This is a genomic window from Rhizobium zaerense, assembly GCF_051810725.1.
Classification (GTDB): domain Bacteria; phylum Pseudomonadota; class Alphaproteobacteria; order Rhizobiales; family Rhizobiaceae; genus Rhizobium; species Rhizobium leguminosarum_I.
The window spans coordinates 2,394,907-2,407,317 of record NZ_CM132690.1 but is presented as its reverse complement, the minus strand read 5'-3'; the positions used below and the strand labels follow the sequence as shown (position 1 = coordinate 2,407,317).

General features: G+C 58.7%; 14 protein-coding genes and 1 pseudogene. 9 read left to right on the top strand and 6 right to left on the bottom strand.

The features are described from left to right. The first annotated feature begins 73 nt into the window (after nucleotides 1-73). Nucleotides 74-958: an SDR family oxidoreductase gene (locus ACS4RR_RS11560; protein ID WP_017964885.1), complete on the top strand. Its 885-nt coding sequence runs from the start codon at nucleotides 74-76 to the stop codon at nucleotides 956-958. Between the two features lie 93 nt (nucleotides 959-1,051). Here the strand turns inward: ACS4RR_RS11560 and ACS4RR_RS11555 are convergent, their stop codons facing one another. From ACS4RR_RS11555 to ACS4RR_RS11545, 3 genes are all read right to left on the bottom strand, one after another. Further along, on the bottom strand, nucleotides 1,052-1,261 hold the full coding sequence (locus ACS4RR_RS11555) for a hypothetical protein (RefSeq protein WP_017964886.1): 210 nt from the start codon (nucleotides 1,259-1,261) through the stop codon (nucleotides 1,052-1,054). A 1-nt stretch (nucleotide 1,262) separates the two neighbouring features. Then, entirely contained in the window at nucleotides 1,263-1,463 is a 201-nt protein-coding gene (locus ACS4RR_RS11550) for a hypothetical protein (protein WP_017964887.1), read from the bottom strand. 83 nt (nucleotides 1,464-1,546) lie between these two features. Next, complete coding sequence (locus ACS4RR_RS11545) at nucleotides 1,547-1,972, bottom strand: hypothetical protein (protein WP_162116133.1); 426 nt, start codon at nucleotides 1,970-1,972, stop codon at nucleotides 1,547-1,549. A 104-nt stretch (nucleotides 1,973-2,076) separates the two neighbouring features. Here ACS4RR_RS11545 and ACS4RR_RS11540 point away from each other — a divergent pair, with 104 nt between their 5' ends. Together ACS4RR_RS11540 and ACS4RR_RS11535 are read left to right on the top strand one after the other, a co-directional pair. Next, the gene (locus ACS4RR_RS11540) at nucleotides 2,077-2,250 is read left to right on the top strand and encodes a hypothetical protein (protein ID WP_017964889.1); all 174 of its coding nucleotides are present in this window, start codon (nucleotides 2,077-2,079) and stop codon (nucleotides 2,248-2,250) included. 133 nt (nucleotides 2,251-2,383) lie between these two features. Beyond that, entirely contained in the window at nucleotides 2,384-3,310 is a 927-nt protein-coding gene (locus ACS4RR_RS11535) for a hypothetical protein (RefSeq protein ID WP_170255109.1), read from the top strand. Between the two features lie 37 nt (nucleotides 3,311-3,347). Here the strand turns inward: ACS4RR_RS11535 and ACS4RR_RS11530 are convergent, their stop codons facing one another. Continuing rightward, nucleotides 3,348-3,791, bottom strand: coding sequence for an SRPBCC family protein (locus ACS4RR_RS11530; protein ID WP_064247377.1), 444 nt, complete (start codon nucleotides 3,789-3,791; stop codon nucleotides 3,348-3,350). Nucleotides 3,792-4,009: 218 nt separating this feature from the next. After that, nucleotides 4,010-4,152, bottom strand: a pseudogene (locus tag ACS4RR_RS11525) (GFA family protein); the annotation flags it as partial. A 315-nt stretch (nucleotides 4,153-4,467) separates the two neighbouring features. Here ACS4RR_RS11525 and ACS4RR_RS11520 point away from each other — a divergent pair. After that, a complete protein-coding gene (locus ACS4RR_RS11520) occupies nucleotides 4,468-4,941 on the top strand; it encodes a DUF4168 domain-containing protein (RefSeq protein ID WP_456190100.1) in 474 nt (157 codons plus the stop codon). Nucleotides 4,942-5,059: 118 nt separating this feature from the next. On the opposite strand, the gene ACS4RR_RS11515 is transcribed toward ACS4RR_RS11520, so the two are convergent. Further along, a complete protein-coding gene (locus tag ACS4RR_RS11515; RefSeq protein ID WP_456190099.1) occupies nucleotides 5,060-5,446 on the bottom strand; it encodes an ectoine synthase in 387 nt (128 codons plus the stop codon). A gap of 130 nt (nucleotides 5,447-5,576) precedes the next feature. Here ACS4RR_RS11515 and ACS4RR_RS11510 point away from each other — a divergent pair, with 130 nt between their 5' ends. The 5 genes from ACS4RR_RS11510 (at nucleotide 5,577) to ACS4RR_RS11490 (ending at nucleotide 12,409) form a co-directional block, all read left to right on the top strand. Then, nucleotides 5,577-6,455: a LysR substrate-binding domain-containing protein gene (locus tag ACS4RR_RS11510; protein WP_222331652.1), complete on the top strand. Its 879-nt coding sequence runs from the start codon at nucleotides 5,577-5,579 to the stop codon at nucleotides 6,453-6,455. Nucleotides 6,456-6,677: 222 nt separating this feature from the next. Further along, nucleotides 6,678-8,330 carry a putative bifunctional diguanylate cyclase/phosphodiesterase gene (locus tag ACS4RR_RS11505; protein WP_222291349.1) on the top strand — a complete coding sequence of 551 codons (1,653 nt, stop codon included), beginning with the start codon at nucleotides 6,678-6,680 and terminating at the stop codon, nucleotides 8,328-8,330. 55 nt (nucleotides 8,331-8,385) lie between these two features. Next, nucleotides 8,386-8,877: a hypothetical protein gene (locus tag ACS4RR_RS11500; protein WP_456190098.1), complete on the top strand. Its 492-nt coding sequence runs from the start codon at nucleotides 8,386-8,388 to the stop codon at nucleotides 8,875-8,877. Next, entirely contained in the window at nucleotides 8,874-10,046 is a 1,173-nt protein-coding gene (locus ACS4RR_RS11495; RefSeq protein WP_456190097.1) for a methyltransferase domain-containing protein, read from the top strand. Before ACS4RR_RS11500 ends, ACS4RR_RS11495 begins: the two co-directional genes overlap by 4 nt. After that, nucleotides 10,046-12,409: a SpoIIE family protein phosphatase gene (locus ACS4RR_RS11490; protein ID WP_222331649.1), complete on the top strand. Its 2,364-nt coding sequence runs from the start codon at nucleotides 10,046-10,048 to the stop codon at nucleotides 12,407-12,409. Before ACS4RR_RS11495 ends, ACS4RR_RS11490 begins: the two co-directional genes overlap by 1 nt. Nucleotides 12,410-12,411 lie beyond the last annotated feature (2 nt).

The following is a 12,411-nucleotide window of genomic DNA, read 5'->3' as shown; positions in this document are numbered from 1 at the left end:
ATGATAATGTCACTACTTTACCATGATATTGACAGAGCCGATATCTGTCTCCGGCAAAAACTGGAGATATCACATGCGCGTATTCGTCACTGGGGCCACCGGCTGGGTCGGCTCGGCTGTCGTCAATGAATTGATCGCCGCTGGCCATCAGGTGCTCGGCCTCACCCGCTCGGACAAGGGAGCGGATCAACTGGCCGCTGCCGGCGCCGAAGTCCATCACGGCACGCTCGACGATCTGGGAAGTCTGAAAAGCGGTGCGGCTGAGGCAGACGCCGTGATCCATACGGCATTCAACCATGATTTCTCGAAATTCGCAGAGAACTGCGCCGCCGACCGGCGCGCCATCGAGGCACTCGGCGAAGCCCTCCAAGGCTCCGATCATCCGCTGCTGGTCACAGCCGGCCTCGGCTTTGCCCCCGGCCGCGTCGGCACCGAGAAGGATCCGCCTATGCCGACATCTGAGACCTACCCTCGCGCCTCCGAAATCACCGCGGTATCGCTTGTCGCGCGTGGCGTGCGGGCATCCACCGTCCGGCTCCCGCCCTCGGTGCATGGCCATGGGGACCACGGCTTCGTGCCGATCCTCATCGATTTGGCCCGGCAGAAGGGCGTCTCTGCCTATATCGGCGAAGGCCAGAACCGCTGGCCGGCCGTGCACAGGCTCGATGCCGCTCGTGTCTATCGGCTGGCGCTGGAGCGCGGCGCCGCCGGCGGCCCGTTCCTGGCAGTCGCGGAAGAGGGAGTTCCCTTCAGGCAGATCGCCGAGGTCATCGGCCGGCGGCTCGATGTGCCCGCCGTGTCGCTCTCACGGGAAGAAGCGGCCGAGCATTTCGGCTGGTTCGCCATGTTCGCCGGCTTCGACATCCCAACCTCTAGCGAGCACACCCGCGCGCTGCTCGGCTGGCAGCCGCAGGAACCCAGCCTGCTCGCCGACATCGACCATCCGGCCTATTTTTAAGAGAGCCCATCCTTGCTGAGGCGCTCGGGGCCTGGAAGGAAGAGGTGGGCGCCCCCGTCGGAAATTAGGGAGCGCCTTCCCAAAAACAGCTGCCTAACGCGAGCGGCCCTCGTTCATGTCGGCCGGGTCGTAATTGATGTCCCAATCCTTTTCGGGCTTGTTCTTGCCAGGCGGGTTCTTGTTCACCGTCGCATCCTCGGAGCCGGTAATGACGGTCGGCTTGGCGCTGGCGACGCCGCTGCTCTTCCGGTCAGCCCGCGACTTGGCGAACTGGCCGGTGGCATCTTTTTTCGGGTTGCCCATGTCAATCGCCCTTCTGCTTCAGCGCGTCGCCGAGATCTCTCGTCTCGGGGTCGCGATTGTTTTCGCCATACGCATCGCGGTCGCGATCCGGATCGTCCTTGGCCTTCATGTAGCCGCGGGGCTTATTTGCCTTCGGCCCTTCCCAGCGGGGTGACTGATCGGTCGTGCCGGGGGCGCCGTCTTTCGGTGTCGTCATGCCCATCGTGGTTCCTCCTTGGTTGGAACAGGGAAAACCGAAAAGACCAGCAAGTGTTCCCGCGGCAATACTTTCGCGCGAAGCGCGCTTTATCGTAGCGAGGCAAGCGTGGCGCAGCAGAAAGCAAGCAAAGTGACCACGGCATTGACCGCGTGCGAATATTCCCATTGGGTGCGAAGGCTTTCCCAATTTTCCGGCTGCACTGTCCAGTTCTCCGTCGCCGCATTCGCCGGCTGGGTGAAGATCATGAAGATGACGAGATTGAGCGCGATCAGCGCGGCTGCCGCAACCGACAACATCATTGCGCTTCCATCAGCCCTGAGGGTCACGGCGTTGCCGATATTGGCCACGAGCGCCAGCGGCAGGAGCAGACCGACGATCCACCATCCGGCATAGGCCTGCTGCGCGATAAAATAATCCGCCTTCGCCATCCCGATCTTGTTCAGGAGCGCGAAGGCGTGCGCTGCAGGTGCCACGAGCGCCAGGCCCGTTATGATGATGGCCAGGAATCTCATGGCGGATAAACCATCCGAAGGACGAAGGGTTCCAGCAGAAAATATGGAACAGTGTCGTCCGCCATCGGTTGATCAGAGGTCCACCTCAACCATGGAGCCGAAAAATGAGCAAGACCAACGTTCGTGAACTTCGGAAACGCGCCGAACAGCAGGTCAAGAACACCAGCGCCGGCGGCCATCTCGGCGGTACATATTTCGGGCAGCAACCGGACGGAAAAACTGCCTCGTCGACGACCAACGACAGCGCCAAAGCGCGGCCGAATGACGGAAGCAAATAATCGCCGGTGCGTTTCACCTCCCAGGAAAGCCCCCTGCTCCAGCCGCTATTGAATGGAGACGCCGCCGCGCTGGCTTCTGGTCGCGGCCGAGCGGCCGCGGGATACGATCTTCGGGCGAAGGCGGAGGGGCGACGTGGCATCCTATTCGATTGACGATGCGATTCGGGAACTTGCCCCGGCTCTCGGCAAGGCGCCGGCAGGCGCGGTCAGCGGCGAATGGACCGCCACCACGATGCAGGCGGGGCGTTCCTCCCGGACGGGCGGCTACCTCGATGCCGAGGGAAAGCATGTCCCGGAGGATTCCAGGCATCCGCTCGACAGCATCGCGGATGTCGTCGAAAAGCTCGCTGCCTCAGAGGGGCCACGTTTCAACAAGATGGTGATCCGCTGGAAGAAGCCGAAATTTCCGTTCATGCAGGCGAAGATCGCGCTCGAAACCAGTTATGATCAGACGATCGTACCGCGCGGCCCCGACGACCCGATCTACGAGATTGCTGCGGCTGCGCGGCGCGCCTTCTGGCAGAGCCGCGGCACACTGCAGGAGGACTTCGCCGTCGAGCGCGGAACGGCCAATATTCACGCCCAGACAAAATGGTTCGGCCCGCATCGCCGCATCCTCGCCATCCACACGCCGGGAAGACTGACACTTGCCACTGACGGGCTGTCGACCCCCTGGGCCGGCATATCCGAGCCGGAGAACGGCGTCGAATGCGAGCTTTTCATGGAATTCGACGCTGCGAGACTGGATACGGCGGGGATCGAAAACTGGGCGAACCTGTTGATCAACATCGGAGACCTCGTGGCAGACGGTCATCGCGTCGCCCGCGATGTCGAGAAGCACGGCGCCATCCTGTTCTGCCGACTGACCGAGGATTATCTCCCGATGTCCCGCATCATGCTGAGCCGCGACGCAGGGCGGATCGATGGCCTGCCTTTCGGCTCCGTACCGCTGATCCGCGCGACCCCGATCGCCGAAGCCGAAATCGAAGGGCAGGACCTTTCCGACGACTGGGGCGCCACGGCCGCCCGGCACGCTCTCGCCAAACGCGCCATCAGATGATCTCAGCCGGATCGACTCAATCCGGCGCGATCTTTTGCTATTCCTGGATGTCGGGTTCGACGATTCTCGCGAGGTTTCGAAGCGACTCCTGCCAGCCGAGATAACAAGCCTCGGGCGGAATGACGTCAGGCACACCTGCCTGCACGATATCCACCTCAGTGCCGACCGAAACCTTCTTCAGCGTCACGGTGACTTCCATTTCGCCAGGCAGGTTGGGGTCGTCGAACCTATCGGTGTAGCGCAGGCGTTCGCCCGGGACGAGCTCGAGATATTCGCCGCCGAAGGCGTGGCTATTGCCCGTCGTGAAGTTGCGGAAGGACATTCTGAACGTGCCGCCGACAACCGGCTCCGAATGATGCACGGTGCAGAGGAAGCCGTTCGGCGGAAGCCACTTGGCAAGCGCGTCCGCCTCCAGGAATGCGCGATAGACTTTCTCCGGGCTGGTCGCCAGAACGCGGTGCAGGCGTATGGTACTCGGCATGGTCATGATCCTTTTGAATGGACTCGAATGGACGAACCTAGGACGGGTGGGGCTTGGCCGATCCGACACCGGATCGAACTTTTCTTCAAGAAAAATTGCTAAAAGCATGTCACGCAAAAGTGTGCAGCCGTTTTGCGATAACGATATGCGTGGAAACAAAGACCTAAAGCGCAAGAGAAAACGCTGAAAGATTGGGACGCGCTTTAGGGCATCGCGGCTCAACCGGGCATGCCTTCGAACTGCGGAAGATCGAGCGGCCTTGCCCAGGCCAGCCGGCGTCGGGTGAACATCTCCACCCCGGCTCGATCAGTTCGGGCCGGTCGAGGCTGCTTAGCGTCACGAAGACGAGGCCGGGAAAGGCCGTTCTGACGAATCAGGAGATTTACCGCCACGCCGAGGCAGTCGTCGCCACGTTCCTGCCGGCATTTCTGATCCAGATAAGCGATGAACACCGCCGAAGATCCGGGCCGCAGAGTCCGACAATGACTGGAATTTTCCACGCGTCCCAACGAGCCGACTGTCACAAAGCTGCCGCTCAATCGTCAGCAAATCGCCCCCTTATCGCCGCACCGTGCCCTCTTAAAGGTTCCATCGTCACGACCTCGCCCTGCCTTTGAGGGCTGAGCGATTGACCGAGGCGGTCCTGCTGCCAACCAAATCATGCACTTGAAGAGGAATGAATATGATCACTCGTTACACATCTGTCGCAACATTGAGCGCGGCAGTCTTCAGTCTGCTTGCTTTCAGCCCGGCATCCGCTGTCGACATGGCCCAGGCGCAACAGCAGCCGGCGCAGGCGCAACCGCAGGGACAGCCCCGCGGCAGCGGTGCGACCGCTCCCGTCAGCGATCAGAAAATCGAGGCCTTCGCCGTTGCCTATCTGCAGGTCGATAAGGTGAGACAGGAATATTCCGCCAAGATCGGCGCGACGAAGGACGAGGCCGCCAAGCAGCAGTTGCAGGAAGAAGCTAAGAAGCAGATGGTCGATACCGTCCAGGCTTCTCCAGATATCTCCGTCGAGGAATACTCGTCGATCCTAACGGCCGCACAGAGCGACCCGGCTCTGGCCAAGAAAGTTCTGGAAAAGATCGGCACGCCGCCCCCGGGCCAGCAACAACAGCAGCAGGGGCAGCAGCAGCCGCAGCAATAAGGCAACGCAGCGCTTATGTCGCCACGAATAGGCAGCGGACGCCTTGCCGTTCGCGCCGGAAGCAGAGCCCGCCATTTGCCGGGCTCTGTTCACCTCGCTACGTCGACGACGGGATCACTCAATATTCGGACCCGCTCTTGTTGTGCAGGTCGTGCCGTTCGGTTCCCGCCAGCGGCGGATTGAAGATGCTGACGAGAATAAGGTCCTGATCCTTGCCGCCGCGCAGATAATGCCGGTCGTGCTTGTCGAGCACGTAGATATCGCCGGCCCGGATCGGAAAGACGTTGCCGTCCATATCCTCCACTTCGCCCTCGCCCTTGATGCAATAGCAGGCCTCCAGATGATTGCGGTACTGAAGCAGGGCCTCGCTATTGGCGCGAACGACGGTATGGCACACGGTAAAGCCCATGCCGTCGTCTTTGGTCAGCAGGCGGTGGCTCGTGCCGTTGCCCCAGTCGACGAAACGCTCGGTGAGTTCCACCTCCTTCAGATTTCCGACGAACATCGCCGATTCTCCTGACAAATTATTGAAGATGTAGCGATGATTCATTTTCATCGCCCACCACAATTAGCTATTGAAATGGCTGGCGTTTTCAAATGATGATTCCTGCGTCATCTGTTAGGAAATTTTACACATGCAGTTGCCGCCGCTGAATGCCTTGCGCGCTTTCGAAGCCACGGCCCGCCTGATGAGCCTTTCGAAAGCGGGCGACGAGCTGCACGTCACCCATGCGGCGATCAGCCATCAAATCAAGCATCTGGAAAACTGGCTCGGCCGCAAGCTGCTGCAGAAATCGGGCCGCGGCGTTGCGTTGACCGCAGCCGCCAGCGAATATTACCGGGCCATCTCCGGATCGCTGGTGGCGATTGCGCATGCGACCGGCAACATGCGACGCGATCACGACATGCGCGCCATCACCGTCGGCTGCATTCCCTCGATCGCATCGCGCTGGCTCGTCCCTGCCCTGCCCTCGTTCCAGGAAAGCAACCCCGATCTCGACGTCAGGATCGTCTATGCCCGCGCCGAAGAACGCTTCGACGACGAGAGCCTCGACGTGCTCATCACCATGGGCGAGGATCTGAGCGGCGGCAGGGAAAGCCGCCTGCTCTTCTCCCGCCGCAACCAGCCTGTCGCCAGCCGCCACTACATTACCAAACGCAACTGGACGATCGGCGACGTCTCGCTCGGCGGCACCGATCTGCTGCACGACGAATCCATCGACGGCTGGAAGGAATGGTTCCGCAAGGCCGGCCAGAAAGCGCCGGAGCCGCTTCGAGGCCCGATATTCCAGGATTTCAACATGCTTGCGACGGCCGTGATCGCCGGGCATGGTGTGGCGCTCTGCCCAGTCGAGGTGTTCCGCCGGGAGATCGAGCGCGGCGATCTGCTGGTGCTTTCCGACATCGCGACGGCTGAGAACCAGGGCTATTACGTCATATCGAACAGCTGGGCGAAAAAGCCGGTGCGCCGCTTCATCGACTGGTTCATGACAGAGTGCGGATCGGGAGCGTGAGATCCCTTGCCCTCAGTTTGTCGAGAGGGTCGCCGCCGAGACGATGGATGCAAATGGGTCGCGGTAATAAAGACATGGCATAAGCCCATCCGTGTGCGAGTTGGGCAGAGGTTGGGGATTGTTAATCAGAAATACCTAATGTAAATCTTGGCGTGCACAGGTTGTGCGGGATCTGATTTGCTACATTATCTGGTTTTACATGCGACTAGGGAGGGCCTGGACATGCGGAAAATTCATGCGGCCCCCTCGGCGCTCGGACAAACACAGTCAAAAGCTTCGAGCTCGATCGACCGGCTTTTGTTCTTTGACCGCGATTTCAATCCCGTCGAGAATTTGCTGGGCAATGAGCTGCCTGCTTCTGTCAAACCAGCAGTGTCGTTTTGGCAGCATTTTCCAGAATTGGACAAATCGGCGATTACGCTCGCCCTCCGTTCATTGGGCGACAGCGCTCAGCCTTTGCGAATATCGGGTAATCTTGGCACGCCAGCGTCGCACGGACTGACGATCTATCGGATCGGAGATCTGTTTGCCGTAGTTCGGTCCGAGGAATCTGTCGACGATGAACGCGCAACCCTTTTGCACCTGGCCACCCACGATCCACTCACTGGACTGCCGAACCGACGCCAGTTCAGCGAGGACCTCACTATATTGCTACAGGAGACCGCCGGTTCGAACGAGACTTTGTCCCTGATGCAACTCGATCTTGACGATTTCAAACCCGTTAACGACACGCTTGGGCATCCGGCCGGCGACAAGCTTCTTCAGCTCGCTGCAGGCCGCATTCAAGAGTGCCTTACCGAGGACGACAGAGCCTATCGACTGGCGGGTGACGAATTCACCGTCATATCAAGAGGCCCGGGACATCCCGCCAAAGGACACCAGCTAGCAGAAGCTTTGGTTGATGCATTCAAAAAGCCCTTCACGATAGATGGCATCGCGCTATTTGTCGGTGCCAGCATCGGCATATCAGCTGCTCCACCGGACGGTACAAGTCCGGAGCAGCTGATGAAGGCGTCCGACGTCGCACTCTACGCCGCGAAGAAGGACGGGCGCGGTCGCGCGAGACCCTTTGATCCCTCAATGCTTGAGTTGCTGGAACAACGCGAACTGCTGCGCCGCAGCCTTCGCATGGCTCTGGTCCAACAACAATTCTATATTGAGTACCAACCCATTGCCGAGGGCGGCAGCATTGTCGGCTTCGAAGCATTGCTCAGATGGCACCACCCTCTCCTTGGAATAATCCCACCAACGGCATTCATTCCGATGGCCGAGGCCGATGGAATGATGCCGGAAATAGGTGCCTGGGTCTTGGAGCAGGCATGTCGCGAGGCAATGAAGTGGCCGCAGAACTATATCGTCGCTGTCAATTTGTCCGCGGCTGAATTCTTGACGAGCGGCCTCACGGATCGGGTGTCCCAGACGCTGGACCTGGTCGGGCTACCGCCCGACCGTCTGGAGCTTGAAATAACCGAAAGCGTGCTCCTTGAGCGGACCGTCAACAATATCGATACGTTGAACACTCTCAACGTGCTGGGCATACGAATCTCGCTTGATGATTTCGGGACCGAATATTCCTCCCTGAGTTATCTGAAGACATTCCCTTTCGACACGATCAAAATCGACAAATACTTTATCACCGATCTGGAAAGCGATCCGAAAAGCCAGACGATCGTCCGCTGTATCGTCAACCTCGCACATGGTCTCGACATGCAGGTGACGGCCGAAGGGGTCGAGACTCCGGCTCAGGCGGAATGGTTGGGCAGTGTGGGCTGCGACAGGCTTCAGGGCTATCTGGTGAGCAGGCCGCTTCCGGTCGAGGCGATCGGCGAGTTCATCAACCGGGCTGAAACATCCGCGAGCCACGTTCTGGTATAAAGAACGAGTGATTTTTGAGGGCATCTAACGCTCCAGACAACTGATGGAGGCTGTATTGGAAGAGGAAGCATCTGGCTTCGATGACCATGCATTGGCGCCGATGGTATCGCTGGAATTGAACGTTGCGACGTTCAAATCTCAGTGGCAGTTTTGCGACAGGATTACCGAATATCTCTCAGACATTCTCGGCCAAGGTCACAGCGATCCCGCTCGATATTCGAATTTTCTTTCCGTCGCAGCCAACGAGCTCGTTGAACTAGCCTTTCGCTCGACGGGTGAGCTGGGAAGGATAAGTTTCAGCCTCTATCGGGGCGCGACGTTCAACCGGCTGAGAATTGCCTTTGCCCGCGAGGACCGCGAGAGTACGAGTATGAAATCAAGTGAACGCCAGTCTCTACCGGGCGCCGGGTCTGACCTGAAGTCCGGCGGGACGATTTTGCTCAGAGATCTGGCAACCATATTCCGCGCCGCTATCCGAATTGAGCAAGACGGCGCCCGCAGGATGCAAATCATCGCGGATTTCCCCTCGGCCGAGGATTTCCGATGACCCTGCTTGCCCGCCCTTTCACCGTTCATTTTGATCCGACAAATCAGGAGCTGTTGTTGTCCGGCAAGATGCGGCCTGAAAGCTCCGACGAGATTGCCGATGCTCTCGAACTCGTGCGGCAAAGTTTGGAAAATTACAGCGGCGTCGTTTATCTCAATGTCAAACGCCTGACGCATATCAACATGACGGCCTTCGCAGCCCTTTCCGAGGTGCTCACGGAAAGCTGCCGGACCATGCCTGAACGGAAGATCGTCATCGTTACGTCGAGCGTGGTGGCATGGTCGACCTCGTTGTTCCAGACCTTGGCGGCAGCACAACCAAACCTGTCGGTTGAAGTCTACGATTCGGCGTTTTATCCCGGCCAGAGCTTTGTCGAGGATGAGAGCTTCATTCCCATTCTGCGCACCCAGACGAAGATGACATGGCAGCACGAACGCGAACTGTTGCCTCGCCACGGTTTGCGCAGCGGTCTTGTCATCGCGGATATCTGTTGCGGAATTGGGGACTTCGCGGCGTTGGTTCAACGAGAATTTAAACCGGCACGACTTGTCGCGTTGGATCACTCCGTGCGCAGCCTCGAATATGCACGCAGGGTCGCTGCCGACTTCGATCTGCAGGGAATCGAATACACCTATGGTGACGCGTCGCAAATGCTGCTGCGAGACAATCAATTCGACTTTGTCACCTGCCGACATTCACTGCAGATTTTCAACCGTCCCGAGACGCTGCTCAGGGAGCTTTACCGCATCTGTAAACCTGGCGGCCGCGTCTACATCACCAATGAAAAAAATTCGCATTGTCTGGGCGAGCCACATGCTGAATCCATAAAATGGACTTATGAGGAGGTCGCCAAACTGTTCAAGCACTTCGACATGGATGTCGAGATGGGGCCGAAAAGCCGCCATCTTCTTGCTGACGCCGGGTTCGATAGCATCGAGGTCGATTGCTTTATGGTCACGAACCTTGACGGGGATCCCCAAGACTTCGCAGACATCATCGAAGCTTGGGAGAATGTCTATGCTGGCGAGATGGCCGTCCGGCGGGGGGACTCATCAGATTTCATTCGCAGGTTCCGGCAAGGATTCAGAGATCATATCTTTGCTGCTCTTCACCCCAAGGGTTATGCAGGCTGGCCGATCTGGGCCGCTTCCGGCCGAAAGCCGCTGTGATGGACGGGAGATCATCATCGAAGAGACCGGCACGACTGGGCTCATTTCGGGCGAAGTTCATCCTAGTCGTCGGTGGCGCCGTCCTTTTCGACTTGCTGGTCAGCGGCGGCCTAGCGCTTTGGAATGTTCAGAGGCTGTCGCGCGACGCCACCCTCGAAGTCGGACAGGGTCTCGAAGCAGCAAGCCAGGAATACATCCGCACCTATGCCGATTCCACCGCAGCCCAGGTGAGTTTGCTCCTGCGGCAGGTTCATAGCGACGTCAGTACGCTGGCAGGCGTGCTCCAGGCGCAGATCGATGATCCCGCCCGCAATTCGGACGTCGGCGCGGCAATCGCCCGCACATCGCCTGGCAGCGTCAGCCTTGTTTACGATGAGAAGGGAAAATGGTCTCAGAACCTGCCCGGCTCCGCTTCGGTTGTGAGCGTCTGGGGTTACTTGCTCGGACCTGACCATCGGCCGAAACCCGACATTCAGCGCGATCTAGAGACGAGCGCGGTTCTTGACATCGTTGCGCCGAGCCTGCTGCAGCACGGCGCTTCCAAGCTGCAGATGTACTACATCGGACCGAAAGAACGGCCAATCTTCAGGACGGCGCCTTACACCGACCAGGCTCAGACCTTCGATCGCCTTTATTCGGGGCACAACGAAGCCGATTTCTGGGACTTCTTTTTCCCCGGGCTTTACGAGTCCTGGCAGAGCTGGGCCAAGGACGCGAAAACGCGGCCGGTCGCGGACGATATCACGCAGACCGCTCCATATACCGATGCCATTACCGGAAAGCTGATCGTCAGTTTCTTTCATCCATTGTGGACAGCCGACCGGAAGGATGTCGCCGGGACGGCCGGCGCCGATATCACCCTCGACCAGCTCGCGCAGATTGTTGAGAATGTGAAAGTGGCCCAGTCCGGCTTTGGATTTCTCGCAATGTCCGACGGAAACGTTGTGGCGATCAACAGCACAGGAGAAAAAACCCTCGGTCTGCGTTCTGCGAGCGATCCGAGCGGAGCCGGCGCCTTGACCGGCCTGGAGCGCTCCCTGAAGGGAAGCTCCCAGCCTGCGATAGCAAAACTGGCCCTCGACCGCGAACAGGGCATCCAACATTTGTTGTTGCAGCAGGACGGCAACGAGGTCCCCTATATCGCTATCGTCAAGAAACTGCCGGCGACCAATCTCTGGGTCAGTGGCCCGGTTCGGCAAGAGTCGATGTTGCTGGGGGTCGTTGTGCCCGAGCGAGAAATCGATGCCTCGCTCTATGCGGCCCAGGCCAAGATTTCCGAAGCGACGAACCGGATCGTGCTCTACCAAATTCTGGCGATCCTGATGTCCCTGCTGATCGTGACGATCGCGGTCTTTGCGGCCTCGAAACGAATAACCAGCGGAATCAGCGCCCTGGCAGGGGCCGCCAAACGGATTCAGGCGAAGGATTATTCCGTCAGAGTGGCCATCACAAGCAGGGACGAAGTCGGTGAGGCCGGTGAAGCCTTCAATCGCATGGCCGAAGAGATCAGCTATCACACCGAAAATCTCGAGCAGCTCGTCGAAGAGCGAACCGCTCAAATCGAAGATGCAAAGGAAGAGATTTCGACACTGAACGCACAGCTCCAGCGTGAAAATCGACGTCTCGGAACAGAGCTGGCCGTCGCCGAGAGAATCCAGCTCATGGTTCTTCCGCTGCATCAGGAGCTTGAAGAATTTCAGGCCCTCGAGATCGCAGCCTATATGAGACCGGCGGAAGAAGTCGGTGGCGACTATTACGACGTATTGAAGAACGGAAGCCGATTGAAGATTGGCATCGGCGACGTCACCGGACACGGGCTCGAAAGCGGCGTGTTGATGTTGATGGTTCAGTCCGTCGCCCGCGCCCTGCAGGAAGCCGGAAACACCGATGCAGTCAAATTTCTCACGGACCTGAACAGCGCCCTGTTTAAAAATATCGTGAGGACTAAAATCGACAAGCATCTCACCCTGGCGTTTCTTGATTACGACGGAAAAGAGATGATCCTGTCGGGACAACACGAGGAAGTTGTTGTCGTGCGGGCGAACGGCGAAGTCGAGCGCATAGATACGATGGATCTCGGCATACCGATCGGGTTGGAAGCCGACATTTCTGCCTTCATTAAAACCCGTGAAATAGCCTTCGATAAAGGGGACCTCATACTCTTGCATACGGACGGCGTAACAGAAGCCGAAAACGACGCGGGAGAACTATTCGGCATCGAACGTCTGTGCCGCGAAGCACTTCGCTTGAAGGATCAGAGCGCTGAGAAAATCGTTTCCGGAATTGTAACGACACTGATGCTCTTCATTGGATCTCAGAAGATCTACGACGACATCACGCTTCTCGCAGTGCGGCATAGGTGAGA

What these genes read in the sequence shown, in the direction of transcription:
- ACS4RR_RS11520 (WP_456190100.1), top strand. Translation starts at nt 4,468, where the DNA reads ATGAATATGATCACTCGTTACACATCTGTCGCAACATTGAGCGCGGCA.
- ACS4RR_RS11545 (WP_162116133.1), bottom strand. Translation starts at nt 1,972, where the DNA reads ATGAGATTCCTGGCCATCATCATAACGGGCCTGGCGCTCGTGGCACCT.
- ACS4RR_RS11510 (WP_222331652.1), top strand. Translation starts at nt 5,577, where the DNA reads ATGCAGTTGCCGCCGCTGAATGCCTTGCGCGCTTTCGAAGCCACGGCC.
- ACS4RR_RS11540 (WP_017964889.1), top strand. Translation starts at nt 2,077, where the DNA reads ATGAGCAAGACCAACGTTCGTGAACTTCGGAAACGCGCCGAACAGCAG.
- ACS4RR_RS11495 (WP_456190097.1), top strand. Translation starts at nt 8,874, where the DNA reads ATGACCCTGCTTGCCCGCCCTTTCACCGTTCATTTTGATCCGACAAAT.
- ACS4RR_RS11560 (WP_017964885.1), top strand. Translation starts at nt 74, where the DNA reads ATGCGCGTATTCGTCACTGGGGCCACCGGCTGGGTCGGCTCGGCTGTC.
- ACS4RR_RS11550 (WP_017964887.1), bottom strand. Translation starts at nt 1,463, where the DNA reads ATGGGCATGACGACACCGAAAGACGGCGCCCCCGGCACGACCGATCAG.
- ACS4RR_RS11505 (WP_222291349.1), top strand. Translation starts at nt 6,678, where the DNA reads ATGCGGAAAATTCATGCGGCCCCCTCGGCGCTCGGACAAACACAGTCA.
- ACS4RR_RS11555 (WP_017964886.1), bottom strand. Translation starts at nt 1,261, where the DNA reads ATGGGCAACCCGAAAAAAGATGCCACCGGCCAGTTCGCCAAGTCGCGG.
- ACS4RR_RS11490 (WP_222331649.1), top strand. Translation starts at nt 10,046, where the DNA reads ATGGACGGGAGATCATCATCGAAGAGACCGGCACGACTGGGCTCATTT.
- ACS4RR_RS11530 (WP_064247377.1), bottom strand. Translation starts at nt 3,791, where the DNA reads ATGCCGAGTACCATACGCCTGCACCGCGTTCTGGCGACCAGCCCGGAG.
- ACS4RR_RS11515 (WP_456190099.1), bottom strand. Translation starts at nt 5,446, where the DNA reads ATGTTCGTCGGAAATCTGAAGGAGGTGGAACTCACCGAGCGTTTCGTC.